25 protein-coding genes are annotated in these 20,435 nt (G+C 39.1%); 10 read left to right on the forward strand and 15 right to left on the reverse strand.

The window, feature by feature from the left end:
* Window positions 1–10: 10 nt before the first annotated feature.
* The 6 genes from C3F34_RS13820 to C3F34_RS13845 all read left to right on the forward strand — a co-directional run bounded on the left by C3F34_RS13820 (window position 11) and on the right by C3F34_RS13845 (window position 5,498).
* The gene (locus C3F34_RS13820) at window positions 11–859 is read left to right on the forward strand and encodes a TauD/TfdA dioxygenase family protein (protein WP_044740623.1); all 849 of its coding nucleotides are present in this window, start codon (window positions 11–13) and stop codon (window positions 857–859) included.
* 60 nt (window positions 860–919) lie between these two features.
* Window positions 920–2,023: a 3-keto-5-aminohexanoate cleavage protein gene (locus C3F34_RS13825; RefSeq protein ID WP_044740624.1), complete on the forward strand. Its 1,104-nt coding sequence runs from the start codon at window positions 920–922 to the stop codon at window positions 2,021–2,023.
* Window positions 2,024–2,169: 146 nt separating this feature from the next.
* The gene (locus C3F34_RS13830) at window positions 2,170–3,501 is read left to right on the forward strand and encodes an MFS transporter (RefSeq protein WP_104441859.1); all 1,332 of its coding nucleotides are present in this window, start codon (window positions 2,170–2,172) and stop codon (window positions 3,499–3,501) included.
* Complete coding sequence (locus C3F34_RS13835) at window positions 3,501–4,154, forward strand: DsbA family oxidoreductase (RefSeq protein ID WP_104441860.1); 654 nt, start codon at window positions 3,501–3,503, stop codon at window positions 4,152–4,154. The genes C3F34_RS13830 and C3F34_RS13835 overlap by 1 nt, the downstream gene beginning before the upstream one ends.
* Window positions 4,151–4,468, forward strand: coding sequence for a Rieske (2Fe-2S) protein (locus tag C3F34_RS13840; RefSeq protein ID WP_044740627.1), 318 nt, complete (start codon window positions 4,151–4,153; stop codon window positions 4,466–4,468). Before C3F34_RS13835 ends, C3F34_RS13840 begins: the two co-directional genes overlap by 4 nt.
* 28 nt (window positions 4,469–4,496) lie before the next feature.
* Complete coding sequence (locus C3F34_RS13845) at window positions 4,497–5,498, forward strand: YeiH family protein (protein ID WP_044740636.1); 1,002 nt, start codon at window positions 4,497–4,499, stop codon at window positions 5,496–5,498.
* 76 nt (window positions 5,499–5,574) lie between these two features.
* Here the strand turns inward: C3F34_RS13845 and C3F34_RS13850 are convergent, their stop codons facing one another.
* Window positions 5,575–6,591, reverse strand: coding sequence for an AraC family transcriptional regulator (locus tag C3F34_RS13850; RefSeq protein WP_044740628.1), 1,017 nt, complete (start codon window positions 6,589–6,591; stop codon window positions 5,575–5,577).
* A gap of 266 nt (window positions 6,592–6,857) precedes the next feature.
* On the opposite strand from C3F34_RS13850, the gene C3F34_RS13855 reads away from it, so the two are divergent.
* Together C3F34_RS13855 and C3F34_RS13860 are read left to right on the forward strand one after the other, a co-directional pair.
* A complete protein-coding gene (locus C3F34_RS13855; RefSeq protein WP_044740629.1) occupies window positions 6,858–7,445 on the forward strand; it encodes an RBBP9/YdeN family alpha/beta hydrolase in 588 nt (195 codons plus the stop codon).
* A gap of 276 nt (window positions 7,446–7,721) precedes the next feature.
* Window positions 7,722–9,557: a DUF1302 domain-containing protein gene (locus C3F34_RS13860; protein WP_044740630.1), complete on the forward strand. Its 1,836-nt coding sequence runs from the start codon at window positions 7,722–7,724 to the stop codon at window positions 9,555–9,557.
* A gap of 512 nt (window positions 9,558–10,069) precedes the next feature.
* Here C3F34_RS13860 and C3F34_RS13865 read toward each other — a convergent pair.
* Window positions 10,070–11,140, reverse strand: coding sequence for an SDR family oxidoreductase (locus C3F34_RS13865; RefSeq protein ID WP_104441861.1), 1,071 nt, complete (start codon window positions 11,138–11,140; stop codon window positions 10,070–10,072).
* Window positions 11,141–11,235: 95 nt separating this feature from the next.
* Here C3F34_RS13865 and C3F34_RS13870 point away from each other — a divergent pair, with 95 nt between their 5' ends.
* On the forward strand, window positions 11,236–11,613 hold the full coding sequence (locus C3F34_RS13870; protein WP_104441862.1) for a MerR family transcriptional regulator: 378 nt from the start codon (window positions 11,236–11,238) through the stop codon (window positions 11,611–11,613).
* Window positions 11,614–11,967: 354 nt separating this feature from the next.
* Window positions 11,968–12,294, forward strand: coding sequence for a hypothetical protein (locus C3F34_RS13875; RefSeq protein ID WP_171284974.1), 327 nt, complete (start codon window positions 11,968–11,970; stop codon window positions 12,292–12,294).
* A 22-nt stretch (window positions 12,295–12,316) separates the two neighbouring features.
* Here C3F34_RS13875 and C3F34_RS13880 read toward each other — a convergent pair whose 3' ends face one another.
* The 13 genes from C3F34_RS13880 to C3F34_RS13940 form a co-directional block, all read right to left on the reverse strand.
* On the reverse strand, window positions 12,317–12,613 hold the full coding sequence (locus C3F34_RS13880) for a hypothetical protein (RefSeq protein ID WP_104442361.1): 297 nt from the start codon (window positions 12,611–12,613) through the stop codon (window positions 12,317–12,319).
* Window positions 12,614–12,709: 96 nt separating this feature from the next.
* Complete coding sequence (locus tag C3F34_RS13885) at window positions 12,710–13,162, reverse strand: hypothetical protein (RefSeq protein WP_104441863.1); 453 nt, start codon at window positions 13,160–13,162, stop codon at window positions 12,710–12,712.
* A complete protein-coding gene (locus C3F34_RS20605) occupies window positions 13,149–13,514 on the reverse strand; it encodes a hypothetical protein (RefSeq protein WP_228155305.1) in 366 nt (121 codons plus the stop codon). The genes C3F34_RS13885 and C3F34_RS20605 overlap by 14 nt, the downstream gene beginning before the upstream one ends.
* Window positions 13,515–13,571: 57 nt before the next feature.
* The gene (locus C3F34_RS13895) at window positions 13,572–13,889 is read right to left on the reverse strand and encodes a hypothetical protein (RefSeq protein WP_104441864.1); all 318 of its coding nucleotides are present in this window, start codon (window positions 13,887–13,889) and stop codon (window positions 13,572–13,574) included.
* The gene (locus tag C3F34_RS13900; RefSeq protein WP_104441865.1) at window positions 13,889–14,572 is read right to left on the reverse strand and encodes a DNA polymerase III subunit epsilon; all 684 of its coding nucleotides are present in this window, start codon (window positions 14,570–14,572) and stop codon (window positions 13,889–13,891) included. Before C3F34_RS13900 ends, C3F34_RS13895 begins: the two co-directional genes overlap by 1 nt.
* 10 nt (window positions 14,573–14,582) lie before the next feature.
* Window positions 14,583–15,317: a hypothetical protein gene (locus C3F34_RS13905; protein WP_104441866.1), complete on the reverse strand. Its 735-nt coding sequence runs from the start codon at window positions 15,315–15,317 to the stop codon at window positions 14,583–14,585.
* 24 nt (window positions 15,318–15,341) lie between these two features.
* Entirely contained in the window at window positions 15,342–16,037 is a 696-nt protein-coding gene (locus tag C3F34_RS13910; RefSeq protein WP_104441867.1) for an ATP-binding protein, read from the reverse strand.
* 39 nt (window positions 16,038–16,076) lie between these two features.
* Window positions 16,077–16,346, reverse strand: coding sequence for a putative quorum-sensing-regulated virulence factor (locus C3F34_RS13915; RefSeq protein WP_104441868.1), 270 nt, complete (start codon window positions 16,344–16,346; stop codon window positions 16,077–16,079).
* Between the two features lie 324 nt (window positions 16,347–16,670).
* On the reverse strand, window positions 16,671–17,519 hold the full coding sequence (locus C3F34_RS13925) for a DUF2303 family protein (RefSeq protein WP_104441870.1): 849 nt from the start codon (window positions 17,517–17,519) through the stop codon (window positions 16,671–16,673).
* Between the two features lie 60 nt (window positions 17,520–17,579).
* Entirely contained in the window at window positions 17,580–17,921 is a 342-nt protein-coding gene (locus C3F34_RS13930; protein ID WP_104441871.1) for a hypothetical protein, read from the reverse strand.
* A 308-nt stretch (window positions 17,922–18,229) separates the two neighbouring features.
* A complete protein-coding gene (locus C3F34_RS20310) occupies window positions 18,230–18,517 on the reverse strand; it encodes a hypothetical protein (RefSeq protein WP_158654362.1) in 288 nt (95 codons plus the stop codon).
* Between the two features lie 43 nt (window positions 18,518–18,560).
* On the reverse strand, window positions 18,561–19,469 hold the full coding sequence (locus C3F34_RS13935) for a hypothetical protein (RefSeq protein ID WP_104441872.1): 909 nt from the start codon (window positions 19,467–19,469) through the stop codon (window positions 18,561–18,563).
* Between the two features lie 4 nt (window positions 19,470–19,473).
* Window positions 19,474–20,412, reverse strand: coding sequence for a hypothetical protein (locus C3F34_RS13940; protein WP_104441873.1), 939 nt, complete (start codon window positions 20,410–20,412; stop codon window positions 19,474–19,476).
* Window positions 20,413–20,435 lie beyond the last annotated feature (23 nt).

Genomic DNA, 20,435 nt, shown 5'->3' on the forward strand with positions numbered 1-20,435 from the left:
AGGATTTCATATGCAAATTGAACAATTAAGCTGCCATATTGGCGCAGAACTAAGCGGGATAAATCTGGCAGATGCAATTCATGATGATGGTCTGTTCTCTGAAATTCGCGCTCATCTTTTAAAACATCGTGTTTTGTTCTTAAGAGATCAAAATCTAACTCGTGCTGAGCATGTGGCATTTGCAGAGCGTTTTGGACAGTTGGAAGACCATCCTGCGGTGGGAAGTCATCCAGAGCATCCGGGGTTGGTGCAAATTTATAAAAGTCCAGAAAGTCCAATTGATCGCTATGAAAACGCGTGGCATAGCGATGCCAGTTGGCGCAAAGTTCCACCAATGGGTTGTGTCCTGCGTTGTATTGAGTGTCCTCCAGTTGGTGGCGACACCATGTGGACGAATATGGTGATGGCGTATGAAAATTTACCAAATGATGTTAAGGCCAAAATTGCCAATTTACGCGCTTACCACAGTATAGAAGCTAGCTTTGGTGCAGCGATGCCGATTGAAAAACGGTTAGCTCTGAAACAACAGTTTCCAGATGCAGAGCATCCTGTGGTTCGTACCCATCCAGAAACAGGCGAAAAAATTCTGTACGTGAATGCATTTACGACGCACTTCAGTAATTTTCATACCAAAGATATGGTGCGTTTTGGACAAGATGCCAATCCGGGTGCTGCTGATCTAATGCGTTATTTAATTTCACAGGCTTATATTCCAGAGTACCAAGTTCGCTGGCGTTGGAAGCCAAACAGTATTGCCATTTGGGATAATCGTAGCACACAGCATTATGCAGTCATGGACTATCCTGCATGTCACCGCAAAATGGAACGCGCGGGCATTATTGGTAATGCCACTTACTAAGTTTAAGAATTAAAACATTTTACTCAATTCACAATTTGAACACTATACGAGGAGATGCATATGCAATTCTTTGATGATTCTTTGCACCCAGAAAATATGGAAAAAGTGGTTATTACGGTTGCACCTTACGGCCCAGAGTGGATGCCAGAGGATTTTCCAGAAGATATTCCGGTAACCATGGATGAGCAAATCCAAAAAGCGGTGGAGTGTTATGAAGCAGGTGCATCGGTACTACATTTGCACGTGCGTGAACTTGATGGCAAAGGCTCAAAACGCTTATCTAAGTTTAATGAACTGATTGCAGGTGTGCGTGAAGCTGTACCTGACATGATTATTCAGGTCGGTGGTTCAATTTCATTTGCACCTGAAAGTGAAGGTGAAGCTGCCCTTTGGCTTAGTGATGATACGCGCCATATGCTCGCAGAACTGACCCCAAAGCCAGATCAGGTGACGGTTGCAGTGAACACTACGCAAATGAATATTATGGAACTTCTGTATCCTGAATATTTGAAAGGTACATCACTTGAACATCCTGCCATTCAAGAAGCATATGCCGAAATGACTGTACCCGCAGGACCGGCATGGTTAACTGAGCACTTAAAGCGTTTGTGTAAAAATGGCATTCAGCCGCACTTTCAATTAACTGGTATGCATGGTTTAGAAACCTTGGAACGGATGGTGCGTAAAGGTTTATACATGGGGCCATTGAATCTGACATGGATTGGTATTGGTGGCGGTTTTGATGGTCCAAATCCATTTAACTTCTTTAACTTTATTCACCGTGTCCCAGATGGCTGTACTTTGACCTCAGAATCATTGCTTAAAAACGTTTTGCCATTTAACACCATGTCTATGGCGATGGGTTTGCATGCGCGTGTAGGTAATGAGGACACAATTATCGATCATCGTGGTGAGCGTTTTAGTTCTGTGCAGCAAATTCAACAAACTGTTCGTATTGCGCATGAGCTTGGTCGTGAAGTAGCAAATGGCAAAGAGGCACGTGAGATTTATCGCATAGGCGTGCAATACAACAGTATTGAAGAGACCTTACTCGCCAATGGTATGGCACCGAACCGAAAAGTAGGTCAAAAAGGGGTTCCTCAACGTACTGGTGAAATTATATTTGACCAAACGTCATATGACATAAATCGTAAAGTTGGTTAATGGTTAACGTATCAAACGAACGCAACAACAGCCGAGTCAAATGGAATGTTGGCTTGGCTAAGATACTAAGTTGATTGTGCGGCGGATCAGGCACAATTTTTATGAAGAATGAGAATTAGAAAGTATAAGAAACACAAGGAGGTCGTATGGGTGCACATCAGTATGCCAGTTCTACAGATGGCTTAGATACATCAGTCGACATACCACGTAAGTATGCGTGGTTAGTTTTTGCTTTAACTTTTGGTTTGCTTATTTCGGACTATATGTCGCGCCAAGTGCTTAATGCGGTTTTTCCTTTAATTAAAAATGAATGGGCCTTGTCAGATAGTCAGCTCGGCTTATTAAGTGGCATCGTTGCTTTAATGGTTGGATTGTTAACATTACCTTTATCTATATTGGCTGACCGTTTCGGCAAAATTAAAAGTCTCACTTTTATGGCTGTGTTATGGAGTTTGGCAACGCTTGGTTGTGCAATTGCGGAAAATTACCAACAGATGTTTATCGCCCGTTTTATGGTGGGTGTCGGTGAAGCAGCTTATGGCAGTGTAGGGATTGCGGTAGTTGTAGCCGTCTTTCCCCGTGAAATGCGTGCAACATTAGCCAGTGCATTTATGGCAGGTGGAGTGTTTGGTTCCTTCTTGGGCATGGCTTTAGGTGGTGTTATGGCTGAACACTATGGTTGGCGTTGGGCATTTGGTGGCATGGCGGTGTTTGGGTTGTGTTTAGCACTTTTATACCCAATGGTCGTCAAAGAGAAAAAGATAGGAATTCAGTCCCGTAAGATTAAGTCTGAAGCCAAACCTGATCAATTTAAACAACCACTAAAATCTATTTATTCCAGCCGTTCTGTGCTTGCAACCTATATTGGCAGCGGTTTGCAGTTATTTGTTGGGGGCACAGTCATCGTTTGGTTGCCGAGTTACCTCAATCGATTTTATGGCATGAGTACAGATAGAGCAGGTGTTGTCGCTGCGGTGATTGTGCTGAGTAGTGCAATTGGCACCATTCTTTGTGGAATGTTGTGTGATCGTTTGGGGCGTAATCGACCTGATCGCAAAGTGAGTCTAGCAATCGCATTTTGTTTGATTGGTTGTGTTCTGTTGTCAATTGCCTTTGGGATGCCTGCTGGAAATGGGCAACTGCTCATGATCTGTATTGGGATGTTTATTGCACTTGGAACCAATGGTCCTTCTAGTGCGATGGTCGCAAACCTGACCCATAATTCTGTACATAGCACAGCATTTGCAACCTTAACTTTAGCCAATAATTTTCTTGGTTTGGCTTTAGGTCCTTTGGTTATTGGAAAGATATCGGATGTGATTGGCTTACACAGTGCCTTTCAACTTATGCCTTTAATGAGCATCGCGGCGGCAGCCGTATTTTTCTATGCTAAACGTCACTATCTTCGAGACATCACTCGTTTTGAAGCACAAACCAAATTGGAACCGACTCAGTTATTTAATACAGGTGATCGCTGATGTCTCGTTGGATTCATATTGATGTGTATTTTGATTTTATTTGCCCTTGGTGTCTGATTGGCAAACGGCAATTAGAAGCGGCCATTCAATTGCTGCAACAGAGCGATCCTGATGTAGAAGTCAAATTGCAATGGAAAGGCGTACAGTTATTAACTGAAATTCCAGAAGAAGGTGTCCCTTTTCAAGCTTTCTATTTAAAAAGATTAGGGAGTATTACCGCAGTTCGAATGCGTCAGAATCAAGTACGTCAAGCTGCAAAAGCTGTTTCCTTAGAGATAAATTTTGATCGTATTCAACGTATGCCGAATACAAGAAAAGCTCATCAGTTAATTAAGCATATCGAAACTAAGGGCGATCTGATGTTACGGAATCGGCTATTAGAAGGAATATTTTCAGCCTATTTCTTGCATTCAGAAGATATTGGGGATGTAACAGTTCTAAAGAGGATTGCAGCCTATTTAGGAGTCCCTGAAGAAGAATTGAACAATATAAGTAATACAACAACGACGCCATTTTTGTCGGCAAATACAGGAGGAAAGGGCGTGCCATATTTTGTATTTGATAAAAGTTTTGCGATTGCAGGGGCTCAATCAGCAGATGTGCTTTATCAGGCAATGCTTGAGGTTCTTGCTACACAGGGACAAGCCGTATGACAGTTCGTTTTGAAGTACCACAAGAAAAAATTCCTAAGCTAGGTGAACGAGCCTTTTTAATCATAGGGAATAAGGCATTAGCATTATTTAACATTGCAGCTCAATTTTATGCCATTGATGATCGATGTCCACATCAAGGAGCTTCATTATTTGGAGGGAAATTAGACGGGCGTGTAATTCAGTGCTGTGCACATGGTTTGCGTTTTGATTTAGCTAATGGATGTTTGATCAATTCAACACAACTAAAAGTTGCCTCATATCCTGTAGAAGTCATTGGCGAACAAGTATTTATTAAGTTGAATGCTGGAGAATAGTGTGAGTAATTTGAGTCAACTTGATTATATGCAACAAATTGGTCTGCATCAAAAAATCCGAGAACTCACACCAGGGTTCACGGTCAGTTTAGTAGCCGCTGCAGCAGCAAGCTTTCTTTCGGAACATTATGGCGCACCTGTAATGTTGTTCGCGTTATTGCTAGGTATGGGATTGAATTTTCTGGCTGTGGAAGGAAAGTGTAAAGCAGGCATAGAATTTACTGCCAAAACAGTCATGCGGGTCGGTATTGCTTTGCTTGGTATGCGGATTACATTAGGACAAATTACAGCATTAGGTTGGCAACCGGTGGCATTGGTGATCATACTCATAATTGTGACGATTTCCGTATCTATATTCGTTGCGAAATGGATCGGTTTTCAGAAACTATTTGGTATGTTGACGGGAGGAGCTACCGCGATTTGTGGTGCGTCAGCGGCACTCGCAATTTCTGTTGCATTACCAAATCATCCCAATAAGGAAAAAGCGACATTATTTACAGTCATTGGTGTATCTGCACTGTCTACTTTGGCAATGATTGTATATCCAATGATTGCCCACTGGCTGGCTTTATCTCCAAAAGAAGCAGGTATTTTCTTAGGGGCAACTATTCATGATGTCGCTCAAGTGGTGGGTGCAGGTTATAGTATGTCCGCGGAAACGGGTGATACCGCAACTGTAGTTAAGCTTATGCGGGTGGCTATGTTGTTACCTGTTATTGTTTGTGCTGCCACGATTACACGTATGCAAGGTGTCTCATCAGATGGAAAGCGACCACCTTTATTACCATGGTTTGCTGTAGGATTCCTAATTCTTGCTTGTGTTAATAGTTCTGGTTGGGTTCCAGTTATGGTGCAAGGTGGTATTAATGAGTTATCTCGTTGGTGCTTGATTATTTCAATTAGTGCTTTGGGTATGAAAACACAACTGAAAGAACTCGCAACGGTGGGTATTAAGCCGATCCTTTTAATGATAGGTGAGAGTGTTTTCCTTGTTTTGCTGGTCTTAACTATAATGCATTGGCTGTTCTAATCTCTTTTATCAAGGTTATGGATAGAGGTTTCATGGTTTCAAATGTTTGTTCTATGAAACTTCATCTCAGCATCCTTTACTTAATAGAAGGGTTTTGTTGATTACGCCATGTTGTTGGTGAAACGCCAAATTGGCTAATAAACCAACGAGTAAATGAGCTGGGTACAGAATAGCCCAAAATATCGGAAACTTGAGCCAGTGAGTAATTTAAGTTATTCAAATAACGAACCACTAGTGTGCGACGTACATCGTTGATTAAAATGCTAAAGCTAGTTTCAGCAGTTTCTAATTTACGTTGCAGTGTACGTACATTCACGCCGTGTGTTTGAGCAACTTGTTCAATGGTCGCACGTCCCATAGGTAAAAGAACATAGATACTTTTACGAACTTCAAAAACAGTTGAAGATTCATTTTCATGTTGCAATATATCAATATCGAGATAACGTCGGGCATGATCTGCCATTGCAATATTGGCTTGTGGGTTTGCTTTATCCAATTCAGAAGATGTACAAACAATGCCATTGAACTCACTACCAAATTCGAGTAAACAACCAAAGACCCGTTGATGAATGGTTAAATTCTGCGGAGCATCATGTGTGAAGTGTATGCTGAGTGGGCGCCATTTCTGTGATAATAAAGCAGCACAAAAGCGGTGTGTGATTCCTAGAGCGAGTTCAATTGCTTGGCGACTATATTGCTGGGTAGCAGAGATCACTTCGATGTGAATAATGACTGTATGGACAACTTCTTCAATATATATTTCTAAAGCATTATTAATGAGGTTTCGATAGCGAACAATTGTTTGTAAAGCATCACGCAAGGTTAGCTGATAATTGAGCAATAAGCTTAGTTCCCCAAAATCTGCAATTTGGCGTTGTTCTGCCATATGTAAGCCAAAAGTTTCACAACCACTCTCCTGAGCAGATTGTTCTAAAAGCTGAATGGCTTTGTCTACAGAAATTCGTAATTTTGGATCATTGAGTTGAGTAGGATAAAGCCCGACATTTGACAATAAATGGTAAGGATTGAGGTTTAACTGTTGGCTCACATTCAAATAGTTTTTGAGCATAGCTGTATGCGCGAGAGGAACCACGATCTTTTTCCTTCTGTATTTTAACCATCCTGGTTAGTTTCTAGTTATAACGAAAATATCAGATTTAGCAAAGTATTCGATATTGCTTCTACACCATAGCTTAGACCAAACCCACTCAATTTCTAAAATTGTTAACACCTTATTGTCGTCAAATGAAAAGGCGTTGTCGCGAAATGTATATCGAGCGTTTAACTGAAAACTTATTGTGAATAAGAAATAAAAATAACCATTAGCCTGAAAGAGCAAGGAGCTCAGGGTGTAGAACTATGGAAAAAATATTCACACAAGCGACAGTTTTGATTATTCCAGGGTTACGGGATCATGTAGAGGATCATTGGCAAACCATACTGGCATCACGTTTAGGTAAAGTTTATTCAGTACCGCCCGTGGAAACAGAGAAGTTAAATTGCGCAAACCGTGTGGCACGGATTGAGGCGGAACTCAGAAAAATTGAAGGACCTGTTATTTTGGTGGCGCATAGTGCGGGTGTATTGATGACGATACATTGGGCTGCTTTGTATCAATATAACATTCAGGGTGCACTTCTAGTTACACCACCTGACTTGTCTGAAAGCTGGCCTGATAGTTACCCAAGTCCAGAGACGCTTAAAAAAGAAGGTTGGTGTCCATTACCGAGTCAAAAACTACCTTTTCCTAGCATTGTGGTTGCCAGTACCAATGACCATTTAGCAACATTTCAAGCTGTTGAAGCTATGGCGAAGATATGGGGAAGTCAATTGGTTAATGCAGGAACAGTCGGACACTTGAACCCCGCTTCTGGTTTTGGGTATTGGCCTCTGGCGGAGCAATTGATTTTACAGCTAGATGCTCTGCAAATTAAAAGTGTTTCTTAGTTTGTAGATGAATTCCAATATCTAAAAATGATTTCGTGTAAATGACTGAACGACTAATTTGTATGACCTAAAGATAAATTTGTACATTTTAAAACAGTCAATTTAAATATCGGGCCAAAGGATGGCTTTACAGAATAAATAGAGATGTGGAGCAAAAATGTTGAATTTAAACAAAAATGCTGCATGGTCTGTCGTGGCAAAGTAAGCTGAATTTTCAGCATTTTTATTGAAATTAATCACAGTATTTAAATTAAATCATATCGATATGGAGATGATATGGTCAGTTATTTTGTGTCTTTGAATGGACAAAATCATCATATTTCACTGATGAAAAAAACGGTTCTTTGTTTAAGTCTGAGCTTGGCTATGTGTGAGGTTTTCGCTGCAAGTTTCGATTTAAATGGGGAATGGAAGCTTGAAAGCAAAACGTCGCTCAGCTATGGGACAAATTGGAGTACTCAAGGCGCTTCTAGTTCACTGGTCTATAAACCTGATGCGAACTACATTGGAAAAGATGGTAATAGCATTGATATTAATGGTGATGACGGTCGCGTGAATTTCAATGAAGGCGATGCAATATCTCAAGTGATCAAAGGCTTGAGTGAGCTCAGCTTAACAGGAAAACAGCAGGGTGCTGTTGTTAGTGCAAAGTATTGGTATGACCATGCCTATGAAACTGGAGAAGGTGACTTAAAAGCCTTTAATGATTCTGCGTGGCCACGACTTGCTAATTTTAAAGGTATCGACTTGTGGGATGCTTATATCTGGAAAAACTTTGCTTTAGATCAGGGTCAAACGGCGAGTATGAAACTAGGTAAGCAGACTTTGCAGTGGGGCAAATCACAATTCTTCCAAAATGGATTAAACAGTGTAAGTGCTTTTGATTATGCTGCGATGAATCGTCCAGGTGGTGATACTAGAGAGCGTGTGATTCCAACAGAAATGTTTTCTTTTGAAGCAGGCATAAACCCGTATTTAAAGTTTGCTGGTTTCTATCAGTTTAAATTTAGACCCTCTGTGGTCGATGGCTGCGGAACATTCTTTGCTATTTCAGACTTCGTACCCGAAAACTGTGGACCAATTCTGATTACGGTCATGCCAGGTGATAAACTGTCTGATACCGCTTTACAGAACAAATCTTATATTCCGCGGAGTGAAAGTCGATATGCTAAAGACAGTGGACAGTATGGATTTTCTTTAAAACAAACTTTGCCTAAGTTCAATAATGCTGAGCTTGGGTTGTATTTTGCAAATTATCATAGCCGCAATGCTAATTTTGATGGAACCGCTGTAACTGCAGTCGGCCCTACAAATTTTAATACAGCGCAATTTTTCTCAATCTATCCAGAAGATATCAAAATGTATGGACTGAGCTTGGCAGCAAAAGTCGGTACGACATCTGTTTTTAGTGAATTAAGCCACAAACCTAATCAGCCTTTGCAGTTTAATGGTACAGATATTGTTTATGCTCAGGTCTTAGACAAAAATACGCCACTGACGGATAGAGGAACTTCTGCTGAATTTGGACAATATTTACAAGGTTATGTGCGTGCACCTGTAACACAGTTTTCATTTGGTGTCAGTGATAGCTTGAACAATGTATTGGGTGCGAATACCCTGAATTGGGCTACTGAATTGGCCATGAATCATATTGGTGATATTGGTAACTATCGCTTTGGTCGAGTCGGTGCATTTGGACGCAGTGAACTGTCATCTGGTGCTTATAATCCTGAAACCAAGGAAAATCAATGCACGCCTTATGGTACAGCGCATCTATCCAATGATGAAATTGACCATTTAAATAAACGTTTTTGTAACACAGATGGCTTTTTTACCCAATGGTCATATGGATACCGTTTACGTGGCGCTCTGACTTTTAAAGATGTGCTACCTGCCATGGTTATTACACCAAGTGTGTTGTTTCGCCACGACCTATATGGCTTTAGCCAAAATTTTCAAGAAGGACAAATGAGTTTGGCTGCGACTGTTTCGGCAACGTATCAGCAAAAATATAATGTAGAGTTTGCTTACGTAAACTTTTTTGGTTCCAATAATTTCAGTACTATTGATGATCGAGATTTTGCATCAGTTGCATTTAAAGTTAATTTTTAAGTGTAGGTGATTTTGTTATAGCAATCAGTTTCTCAAGGCGTATTCAGTAATTCAATAGTGTGTTCAATCAAAAAACTCAGCAAACTAGGGGTTCAAATCTATTCCGACAAGGCTATTAAATGTTGTCAGATGAATAAAGTCATATTTTGCTTGTTTTTATCTATGGTGATTGGCTTTGAATTCGATCTTATTAAATCAAATTTGGCTCAAGCAGTTTTCATCATCTAGTGAATGAAATCCATATACATTTGACAATTTTAGATGGATTTACACAATAAGATGGATCTTATTCCACAAACTGTTGCTATTTATATTGATGGAGGAGGTATTCATTTTGTAACAGGATTGTTGTTATGAATTAGCCGAGTGAATGGGCGTTGTGGTACGACGAAATATGCCGATTTGTATTGCTGTGCATTCTCTTTTAAAAATGCACAGTGAACTAGATTTTAATAAAGTTGATAATGCCGTAAAGACTAGGATGTATTTAATATCAAACGATGATATTAATATCAGCGAGTAACCCACTCCACAGTCTTTTGCATGGTTTCTTTCAGCTCGGTTGGAGGGATTTTCCATTGTTGATTTAGTCGATTGAATGTTCCCAGATCAAGCTGCTCAGTTCTGATAAAGTTTAGCATTTCGGGGGACATGTCTAATTTTTTTGCTAACCATTGCCACTTTAAAAGCCATGTTAGAAAAGAGATAGAAATAAAATGCCGTGGAGGATTAATTTGTAATGACTGAGCAACGATTTGTACTAAAGTTTGAAGCGATATTTGCTGAGGATTCGCCACTAGAATTTCCTGCTTAACTGTTTCAGGGTCTTCACTAGCATGTACCATAGCATTCACCAACATAGTAACTGATACCAAAGGTAGAGAATGTTGTGGTGTACCAGGAAGAGCACTCATTTTTCTTTGTCGAAGCTGTTGAATTAGAGCAGTAATAGGTTGAGATGCTGGAATTTCCCCCGTTATTTCATCTCCAATCACGGTGGCAGGGTGGATGACTGTCCATGGTATATTTAATAAGTCTGCTTGTTTAATCCAGTTAAAATGCCCTTCAATTTTTGAAGCTTCATAAGCGCCTAGTGCCTCATAAATTTTTGGCCAGTCAGTTTTTTCGATATGTTCTCGGAATATGCCCGCTGCTTTTAAATGCTGATCGAGGGTCAACATAAAGCCTGATAAGTGTACTGCACGTTCTAAATGGCAATGTTTGTTCACGCTATGAAGCAGATTGGTTAGTCCATCAACATTGACTGCTTTAGCCTGCTGCATAGACAGATGCCATTTGAATAATGCACTAGCATTATATAGATAATTCACTTCTTTCAATGTTTTCCAGTCTTCAGGTGATAACCCTAAATTGGGTAAAGTAATATCGCCTTGAATAAAACTCAGCTCTTGATCATTGATATTTTGCTGTGTCAGCCAACGACGCAATTGAGGTTCTTGTTCATTGATATTGCGACATAAAGCAAACACTTTTGCACGATCTCTAAGTAATTGTGCGACAAGGAACTTACCAATAAATCCAGTTGCACCGACTACAAGTGCAGTTTGCGATAACATAAGCATAAAATTAAACTCGATTAATTGTTAATGCTTAAGCTAAACTGTGGAGTATAGTCCACAGTCAAGAGTTTTTTAAAAAATATAAAAGGAAACTGAATATGCTAATCGGCGAGCTATCACAACAAATTAATTTAAGTCGGGACACAATCCGTTTTTATGAAAAGATGGAACTGATTCAGCCTTTGGTACGCAATAATGGCTACAAGGATTATCCTGAACAAACGCTGCAACAACTAAAACTTATCCAGACCGCTAAAAATCTAGGCTTTACACTTGCTGAAATAAAAGAAATTATTAATATCGTGGGAGAAAACGAGATTCCCGCTGAGCAATTTCAACTAATTTTGCGAGAAAAATTAGTGATGATTCAGGAGAAAATGGGACAATTGCAACATATACAAAATATGCTTGAAAATTTGCTAGGGGGCGAACCTTGTCCTTTAAGGAAAGGATGTGAAGTCATCGAATTGAAATAGTAATGAAAAAGACCTTATTTAAAATGGTCTTTTGATATGACTTTTAAAAGAGTAATTGTGTGATGTCATATTTTAAGTTTAAGAAATTCTTATAAAAATAAGCTTATACAAAATCAATTAAAAAAGCGCCTATCTTTTGATAAGCGCTTTTTAAATTTTGGAGCGGGAAACGAGACTCGAACTCGCGACCCCAACCTTGGCAAGGTTGTAAAAAATTATAAATAATAATGGTTTATACGAATGCGGTGTCGAAGTGGTGTCGATCTAAATTATTGTAACAAAATGCTTATTTAGTTTCGCTATTTGAGTAAAACAGATATTACTAGATTTGAATATACTAATTATAGGAAAAACATGGTGTCTGTTAAAATTACAGGAAATTTGGATGGCTTAAAAAAGCTTACTTCTAATGCAAAAAATTTAAAAGACCAAAATCAAACTAAATTCGGCGATATCGTTACTAAAGAGTTCATTCAATCAAATACCAACTTTGAAAGTTTAGATGATCTCTTTGAAAAAGCAGGTTTCAAGGTGGAGACTGAAGAGGATATTGAAGCGGTACCACAAGAAGAGTTAGATAATTTTATTCGTGAGAATACTAAATTCAAAGGTTTCAGTGATTTACAAGTTGAAGCTGTCACTGAATTCGCACGAAAGCAACTTTTCAAGGGTATTAAATAATTAAATGGCGCGTTTAGCGCCTTTAATTTCTACGTCTCGATTGCCTTGCAGCCTTTTCAGCGTTCATATTTTCCAAAATCGGCATCACATCGTTAGGATCATAAAGGTGTTTGCCATCTCTCCCTTTATTGAATGGACGTAAATGATCAACAATGGTTTTACGAGATAAATTGAATCTTTCCATTAACCAAGCAGCAGTTACTCGATTCGGCAATTCTTCAGCTTTAAGCTCTACAACTTTCCCAACATTTGGGATTGTGTCATGAAGGAATAATTTTGGTGGAGTTTCCGATTCGACAATTACAATATATTTATTCATACCCATTCTATTATCCTTTAAATACTGGTGCTCTTGAGAAATGATCACAGAGGGTCAGCAATATGATCACTTCACAAGAACACCAGTGCTGGAGTCTTAAATTGCCATTTGCCGATTGGTTGGAGTTACGATCAAACTATCAAGTCTTTTACCTGCTTCAATTTCCTCATCAGTGGCATGTCTCCACTTGGTTGGTAAAAATGACTTAACAATAAAACCCCAGTGCCCAGACTTTGTTTTGTATTTAAAATCAAAACTACAGTCCTCAACTAATTGACAGGGTTCTTCTGAAAAATCTTGGTTATTTGTCAAAACCCAGTCATTAAGTTCAAAAATATTATTCGCTCTGCGATACGCTAAAAGTGCATGACGTATATCGCTTATCTTCAACATACCTTTCATTTGCTCATTAATTTCAGGAATGTGGGAAAATTCTTCATTAACCCAATGGCGACCACAATTTGACACATGTGTCATTTGCGGATGAAGCGGATCAAATACTATTTCTTTAGCCTGCTCATACCCACCCAATTGCTCAATCAGATTCATGACTTTGCTCCTGTGCTTCACCTAATGCCATTAGCTTGAGTGCAATGTCCTGCCACATTTCACGCACTTCATTTGTTTTACTCTCGGTGTGTGTTGCTAAATCAAGCGCATTAATAGCAACTGTTAAATCCAGTAATTCTTTAGAACTAACAAGCAAAAACCCTTCAGGCACAGCTTGGGATTTGGCTGATTGCCATAACTCCCAATCACTTTTGAAATTCCAGCCTGCATACCGATTATTCGGGAATCTTCTCTCGCAGTCATCGAGGTCTTTTTTTAATGCTTCATAATCTACGCCTATTTGTTTAGCTTTAAATTTTTCAAAATCTTCTCTTTCTTTCTGAATATCCATCACAACCACCATAAATTTAATTTGATAAACACTGTTCCATTCACTACCAACATCACTTCAAGCCACCAGATAACCCATTCCATGTGATTCACCTTTAACAATATGCAGAATTTCCTTTTCTGCTTTTGCTGTGCAAGTCTGTTCAGGTGCTGCAAGGTGTCTTTCAAACTCAGCCCCAAGTTCATGCGCTGCTGGATTGCCTGATAAGTCGGCACCTACACGCACATAGTGATGTGACTTTTTATAGGCCTTTTGCGCTTCGCGGCTTTTAGCTCTTGCTGCAAAACCACCGTTTAATGCATTTACGTCATAACCTAGTTTTTCTAACCAGATTTTGAATTCTAAGAGGTTCTTTGGTTTGACTACTGCACGCATTAAGCCACCTCATTTTGTAAAGCTTTTCGCAAATAGGGATCGAGATCATCTTGACGAAGCAACCAGGATACATAGCTAGGTTCAAGATCCTTAATTGCTGTGCCTTTATGCTTGCCGAATGTAATAAACTTAGGAATTCTTGCAGTCTCAGACATTAGGTAAAGTGAGCTTATATCTCTAATCCCAAGCTGTTGAACCAATGCCTTAAGCAGCACACCAGTAAAATAAATGTCAGCCTTCGCATTATGAGCATGTCGAAGATGCTTACGAGCTAACTCCAAATCATCCATTACGTGGTAGTACATCGCAGTCAGGTTGTGCGGTAGATCAGGCCAAACCATTCGAGATAAAGCCAAAGTACAGATACCTTTCACTTCCAAGTCTGGCTTACACTTCTGAATAGCCTTTATGTCATAATCAATGTTGTGGCCAATCAGGTATTCAATGCCTTCTGGTATCTTGAAAGTTTCATAGCTCGGCTTATCGGCAATCTCTTTATCTAGGATGTGATGAGTTGCCAATGCACCTAGCGCGATAGGCTCAGGGCAAGAGAAAAACTCATCAAACACCTGATCCTGTTTAACAACCAACACCCCTTGCTCAAAAGAGCAAGGTGCGTAAGCGATTTCAATTGGATAACCGTTTAGATCATGGGTTTCGGTATCTAAGATCAATGCATTCATAAATCAGCCCTCAGTATGGAAAGTCATCTTGAGGAACGTTGTTTAATATAGGTGGTACATCATCGTAGAAAGGATCAAATCCGCCTTGGTTGTAGCCATTGTTTTGGTTGAAACCTTGATTATTATTGCCATATCCACCGCCATTGTTTTGCTGATAACCACCGTTTACATTCTTTGGTTTTCGAGTGGTAATAGGGTTTAACATCAAGGAGGCGAGTGACTTTGGTAAAGCTTCAGGTGATGTTTTACGATCAATAATTTCCTTTGCCATAAGCTCGCTTTGAGCATGGAAGCAAGAGAAGAAATTCATCTGGAATTTCCAGTCACCGCTATTGTTTTGATAGTTTTCACGTTGGAGTAAAAGACCAACACGCTTACCAGTAATTTCAGGTGCAATGATGCAATTTTTTGTGATGCGCTCCTTTGCATCAAAGTCGTATTTTTCCAATGGTGCATTGGTTGGAGTCAAACCACGCACGCCAACACAAGCAAGCAGAGCATTGATTTTGTGAACACCACCTAAAGGCGTTCCATCTTTCTTTTCAGTCCAAATTGAGAAAGAAGCAGATTCTTTATTGTCGGTTTCAAATTCAATTTCAAAACCTGTGGTACCAGAATTCGCGGTGATGAATTCCATATGTTTAATGATGCCGACATATTTACCAGCTTCTTCGATACGTGCGCTGCTGTCTGCTTGTTTTGCTGATTCAGGGTTATAACCAAATTGTTTGTATTGCTGATTCATGAAAAATTACTCCAAAATATTCAATTAAGCGTGGTTAGCAGTTTGTTGCTGTTGGCTGTTTTGCGACTGAACTTGTGGATTAGGGATTCCGTAGAATTCGCAAATCGCAATATCCACTTCGTTTAAGTCATTTTCGATGTGGTCTTCTTTAAATAGATCAGCAGGTGCTTTAACAGTCGAATTGCCGTTATTTTTGGTCTGAAAAACATATTGACCATTGATCACAGCAGTTTGAAGACAAGTAGTCACCATGCCTTCGAGCGTGATTTTCTCGTCAAGCATTTTTCCAATTGTCTTAATTTTGGTTTTGCCCTGAGCGTCCTCTTCGGTGTGACTTAAAAGGTAGACCCGCTTGTGGTCATGGGCATTGATAGCTGCGTTGAACACATCCCATGCATTTCGACCAATCTCAGTGAACTTATCAAAACTCTTTTCAGAGCTTCGACGCATGAACTCATTCGCCATGACGTACTGGAAGTCATCAACAATAATTATCGGGCGCTTAGACTTAAGAATTACATCTATGATGAAATGCGGGTTGTCAGAGACAAGAATAGAACCTTGTTTGTTCTCAGGCGTGATGTATGTCCAGTTCGGTGAACGAAAAGGCAAAGGCTTTTTGATGACTTGAATCAACAACACATGTTGAGGATTTAGGTTTCTTAAGCTTGTGGTTTTGCCAGTACCAGACTGACCTATAATTAAAGTTGCAATACTCATTATTCATTACTCACTATTCATTCTAAGAATGGGTGGTGTTTATGCACCAACCCAGCCCATGCGTTTTTTGTATGCCCGACGATCTTGTGAAGGGATATGTGTGCGCTGTAGAACCTCGGCAAGCTTCTGGCGTTTCTGTGCTTCTTTAACCCATGGCAATGCTTCTAAGCTGTTACGTAAGTTGCTATTTAGAGTTTCCTGCTCGAGCAACCAATTAACGTAGCCATGGTTAAGATCAACAAGAGCAGTGCCTTTAAACTTTCCGAAGTTGATAACTTCTATTGTTTCCACTTGAGAGCTTGAATTCATGGCTTAACTCCCGCTTTAACAAGGTGTTCAGTTTGAGCAGCAGTTTGATGACGATCAGCAGAACAACTAGTGATTCCAGAAAGGATTACGGTGCATATAGTGATAGCTACTAATGCAGCAGTAGCTAAACCTGATGATTTGTATTGCACTGTGTTTTCAGGAGTAGGGTGCTGGTATAAGCACGCTGTTGTTTTACTTTTGTTTGTCGTACGCTCTTGCGTTTGACTAAGGCATTCGATTTGTTTCATACTTATCTCGCAAATTTGCAAAGCCCTGATATCCGTCGAAAGTCATCGGGGCTTTTTTTCGCCTATTGTTTATGTGTTATGCCGTGAATGTACCGATACGAACTTCATTGTCTGGAAGCAGCTCAATAACCTTGTCTTTGAACTCTTGAATGATCTCGTTGCGAAGAATTTCTTCTTTGACGATTTGAAGGGCAAACACAGGACTACCATCTGAGTCATTGGTGAGTAAGCGCAACTTGATTGTCTTCTCGTCCAATCCAACGTATGCAGTGTCTTTAATTTCAAAATACGCAGGTAATTTTCCAACTGTCGTTGATGCTTCAACGTTCTCTAATACAGAGCGAGACTCGCTTAAATTATTAACTTGGCTTTCAGTTGTAGACGTTGCGTTGATCTTCATATTGCGCACGGCATTCAATGCTTCACCAATTGAGATGGTTTCATTATTTGGCGTAAGGGCCACGAAAACACCAGCCCAATCTTCCAGTAAAGTTGCAAAGCTTTTTTGATTAAACTTGCCATCTTTAATTTTGTTGAGCTTTTCCCAAACTACAGTCGGTTCAAGCTTTAACGTCGCTTTGTGGTCGCAATGACCTTGAGCGAAGTCTTCTTGAGTGAAGTTTAAGATTGCAGTTGCAGCTACGTTTTTATGGTCCACAAATACAAGGGCAGTTTTTGGTGCAACATATGGTTCACCAGCAGAGCAAATCACGTTCGTTGGACCAGCTTCTGAATGCTCTAATACATAGCTTTTGAAATCTTCAAAAGAAGGAGTGGTCAAAACACCACGCGCACGATTGCGGCCATTTAAGAATTGTTCTAAATCAGCGAGTTTATAGTTCTCATGAACCGCTACAAGTTGACCACGATCAAGTTGCTGGACAGGTTTAGCAAGTTCAACGATATCTTTAGCTGAGTTTTCCATTTTAAGTACCTTACTGGTTGGATTTGAAAAAGTTGTTAGAAAGAAAGTAGGGAAGATGCTTTACGCGTCTTCGTGCTGGTTGTGTTCTTCAAATAATTGGCTGGTGTGATTTGCAAACAGGGTTACGTCACCGCCAGCATTGAAATGCATTGGAGATTTTGAAGTTGTGTCTTCAGTACGTTTGCCTTTAGCCGTTGGCTCAAGGTAAGCAAGGGTGTGCGCGATTTCGACCTGGCTAGAATCACCGATACGGGAAATATCCAGCGTGATTTTGATTTGACCTTTTTTGTTGTTCTTTACAACGCCTTCGGCAACCATGCTGATAACAGCACCTAATTGGTTTGCGAAGACACCGCCGCTTAGATCGCCGATGAATTGTTTTGCATTAGTGGGTTTTGACATTTTATTCACTCACATTGGGTTGGTGTGTGAGATAAATATCGCATTACCGATATTTATAGTCAATAGGAAATCCGATATTTTTATGGAAATTCCGATTTTATGTTTTAATAGGCAAAATAAAACCTGCACAGGGCAGGTTGTATGGGGCGATTAAAATGTTAGTAGATCAAGATAAATCAATAGTTTTTATGGCTCGCACACCTAATGGTCACGAGTATAAAGTTTTTTCAGATGGCACAGTAGACGGATTTGAAAGTGGTATACGAGTCTTTAACTATTGGTTGCCTGTATATCAATCTGAGCAAGCATTACGGAAAAAGGCGACTAAGCAAAGTAGCGTCACCGACCAATAAGTTCCCAATTTCATTTTTTGATGGTTGATCGCATGGTGTTGCATTAAACATTAAAGCAATTGGTTTTGCTTCAGGGGAGAAATAAAAATGAACACCGTTATATTCTTCCATTCTTGAAAAAATTGAGGAATGGGAGTTGCCACCCATTGATAAGTCTAATGCAAAGACAGCATCTGAATAGCGATTTGACTCACTTGCTGCCAGCATTAGATCATCAATATACTTGTAGTACCAAGTTGTCACATTAAACTCCAATTTTATGAATTATTAGGACTCTGCAGAATATCTAGTTAAATAGATCGGGTGCTGGCGCTGATTTTTTAGCCCAGCTAAGAATATTGTCAGAAATAGCTGATTCTTCGTAATATTTTTGATGTTCAATTTCATTCATTTCTAATTTCCATTCAAATTCTTTTAAGAAATTAGCTCTTTTTTCCTGTTCTTGCTCTGGTAGTAAGCTTAATGAATAATCATTAGGTAATAAGGTAAATAGAATCGCATCTTCACCAAGACCACATTTTTTAGCTAGTTGAAGGTCTGTAAGGGCAGTGAGGCAGTTCACTTCAAACTTGTCATATGTTTTATAAATAGTTGAATTAATATTACCAACTTGCTTTGTACCATTTGGACGAATCGGTAAATCAATTTGATGTATATCTTTACCAATTTTAATATCTAACCAAGATTTTTCAGGGAAAATATTATAAACATCGTCACCAATTTGACTAAAAATTCGAGATTTAATATTGGTTATTAAGTTTGATGTTCTGTATGTAGGGAAACGATCTGCTATTTCATTGGGTACATCGTGAGGCTTACCAAAAGGCACAACACGATAGAATAATTTATCAAGTATAGCTTGTGTTGATTCACCACTAGCATAACCGCGATGATCAAGAATTAATTGGGGAGAAACCGATTTCTTCCAATCCCTTTTTAATAAATACTCAATTAAATCTATAGCTAACTCTAGGTTATTAGATATATCAGTACCATATACACATTCCAGTCGCCCGTAATCTTCAATAAATTTAGTATGTATAAATCCATTTTCTTCTAGAAAAACACCAATGGCGATTTGCTCATTACTAATAAGATCTGGTGTCCAACGTATTTGAGTCCAACGACCATCAACTACAGATTCTTGAGGTTGATTTTTTTTAAATTTTTCTTCTAAGCCTTTGAAATTATTCATAGTATCAACTCAATGGACGAGTAATTGCATGGGATGAAAGAAATGTATCACACCTTTCACCGAATTTCTCTAAGCTCTGGGCACGTTGTTTTAAAAAGGTTAAGACTGTTTCCAAAGCTAAATAAGAAGGTAATTCTTCTATACCAGTTTCAATTATTTCATCCCCAATTAGATCTTGAAGATGTGTTTTCAACTCATTTTCAACTTTTTGAAATGCTTTTTGATGTTCTAGTTTTGCTAACTCAAGTTCCTGCATCGTATTCTCATATTGGAATAACCCCGCCGATGCATTTCTATCATGTAATAGTTTTAAGTGTATATTGTTGGCGAATCCAATATGAGAACAATCGTAATTTAATAATTGAGATTCTTTCCAATCACCGCCATGCAAACATTCACCATGATCTATAAGGCTGAACGTTTTATCTGGAAGGTGGATTGAATTACCCATATTTCTATCGGTATTTAAAATCCAATCATCGAATGCAATTAAATTTGATAAGTACTCCCAATCTTTCATACATGAACTAAAGTATTCAACCATTACATTCATAATTGAAGGATTATTTTCAATTTCAATCCTAAGATTTTTCCCTTTTATGTCTTCAGTTACCCATGCAAATGTAAAGCCTCTATATCGATCAACCTCACTAAGTAAGTTGACAAAGTTAGGATCAAGTATTTTAGTTTCGAGTAATAGAAAACCAGCCCTAGGGGGCATAGGTAAATTTAGAGCTTTACCCAAAAGGTATCCAATCATTTCATTAATTAGACTTCTGGGTTTATTACCTGCATAAATTTTTACCCAGGAGTCTCTTTCAACCCCATCATTCCATTTTATGCTTGCCATATGAGTAGCCCCTGAGACACCATCAGTTGCACCTCTGAGATACTCAATATAATCTGAAGATTGTAAATATTGAATTATTTGTGGTTCTATCATTTTTATTATTACCTCTTAAATTA

This window comes from Acinetobacter sp. ACNIH2, assembly GCF_002934965.1.
GTDB classification, from domain to species: Bacteria; Pseudomonadota; Gammaproteobacteria; order Pseudomonadales; family Moraxellaceae; genus Acinetobacter; species Acinetobacter tandoii.

What these genes read in the sequence shown, in the direction of transcription:
- C3F34_RS13820 (WP_044740623.1), top strand. Translation starts at nt 11, where the DNA reads ATGCAAATTGAACAATTAAGCTGCCATATTGGCGCAGAACTAAGCGGG.
- C3F34_RS13825 (WP_044740624.1), top strand. Translation starts at nt 920, where the DNA reads ATGCAATTCTTTGATGATTCTTTGCACCCAGAAAATATGGAAAAAGTG.
- C3F34_RS13830 (WP_104441859.1), top strand. Translation starts at nt 2,170, where the DNA reads ATGGGTGCACATCAGTATGCCAGTTCTACAGATGGCTTAGATACATCA.
- C3F34_RS13835 (WP_104441860.1), top strand. Translation starts at nt 3,501, where the DNA reads ATGTCTCGTTGGATTCATATTGATGTGTATTTTGATTTTATTTGCCCT.
- C3F34_RS13840 (WP_044740627.1), top strand. Translation starts at nt 4,151, where the DNA reads ATGACAGTTCGTTTTGAAGTACCACAAGAAAAAATTCCTAAGCTAGGT.
- C3F34_RS13845 (WP_044740636.1), top strand. Translation starts at nt 4,497, where the DNA reads ATGCAACAAATTGGTCTGCATCAAAAAATCCGAGAACTCACACCAGGG.
- C3F34_RS13855 (WP_044740629.1), top strand. Translation starts at nt 6,858, where the DNA reads ATGGAAAAAATATTCACACAAGCGACAGTTTTGATTATTCCAGGGTTA.
- C3F34_RS13860 (WP_044740630.1), top strand. Translation starts at nt 7,722, where the DNA reads ATGGTCAGTTATTTTGTGTCTTTGAATGGACAAAATCATCATATTTCA.
- C3F34_RS13865 (WP_104441861.1), bottom strand. Translation starts at nt 11,140, where the DNA reads ATGCTTATGTTATCGCAAACTGCACTTGTAGTCGGTGCAACTGGATTT.
- C3F34_RS13870 (WP_104441862.1), top strand. Translation starts at nt 11,236, where the DNA reads ATGCTAATCGGCGAGCTATCACAACAAATTAATTTAAGTCGGGACACA.
- C3F34_RS13875 (WP_171284974.1), top strand. Translation starts at nt 11,968, where the DNA reads ATGGTGTCTGTTAAAATTACAGGAAATTTGGATGGCTTAAAAAAGCTT.
- C3F34_RS13880 (WP_104442361.1), bottom strand. Translation starts at nt 12,613, where the DNA reads ATGAATAAATATATTGTAATTGTCGAATCGGAAACTCCACCAAAATTA.
- C3F34_RS13885 (WP_104441863.1), bottom strand. Translation starts at nt 13,162, where the DNA reads ATGAATCTGATTGAGCAATTGGGTGGGTATGAGCAGGCTAAAGAAATA.
- C3F34_RS20605 (WP_228155305.1), bottom strand. Translation starts at nt 13,514, where the DNA reads ATGGATATTCAGAAAGAAAGAGAAGATTTTGAAAAATTTAAAGCTAAA.
- C3F34_RS13895 (WP_104441864.1), bottom strand. Translation starts at nt 13,889, where the DNA reads ATGCGTGCAGTAGTCAAACCAAAGAACCTCTTAGAATTCAAAATCTGG.
- C3F34_RS13900 (WP_104441865.1), bottom strand. Translation starts at nt 14,572, where the DNA reads ATGAATGCATTGATCTTAGATACCGAAACCCATGATCTAAACGGTTAT.
- C3F34_RS13905 (WP_104441866.1), bottom strand. Translation starts at nt 15,317, where the DNA reads ATGAATCAGCAATACAAACAATTTGGTTATAACCCTGAATCAGCAAAA.
- C3F34_RS13910 (WP_104441867.1), bottom strand. Translation starts at nt 16,037, where the DNA reads ATGAGTATTGCAACTTTAATTATAGGTCAGTCTGGTACTGGCAAAACC.
- C3F34_RS13915 (WP_104441868.1), bottom strand. Translation starts at nt 16,346, where the DNA reads ATGAATTCAAGCTCTCAAGTGGAAACAATAGAAGTTATCAACTTCGGA.
- C3F34_RS13925 (WP_104441870.1), bottom strand. Translation starts at nt 17,519, where the DNA reads ATGGAAAACTCAGCTAAAGATATCGTTGAACTTGCTAAACCTGTCCAG.
- C3F34_RS13930 (WP_104441871.1), bottom strand. Translation starts at nt 17,921, where the DNA reads ATGTCAAAACCCACTAATGCAAAACAATTCATCGGCGATCTAAGCGGC.
- C3F34_RS13935 (WP_104441872.1), bottom strand. Translation starts at nt 19,469, where the DNA reads ATGAATAATTTCAAAGGCTTAGAAGAAAAATTTAAAAAAAATCAACCT.
- C3F34_RS13940 (WP_104441873.1), bottom strand. Translation starts at nt 20,412, where the DNA reads ATGATAGAACCACAAATAATTCAATATTTACAATCTTCAGATTATATT.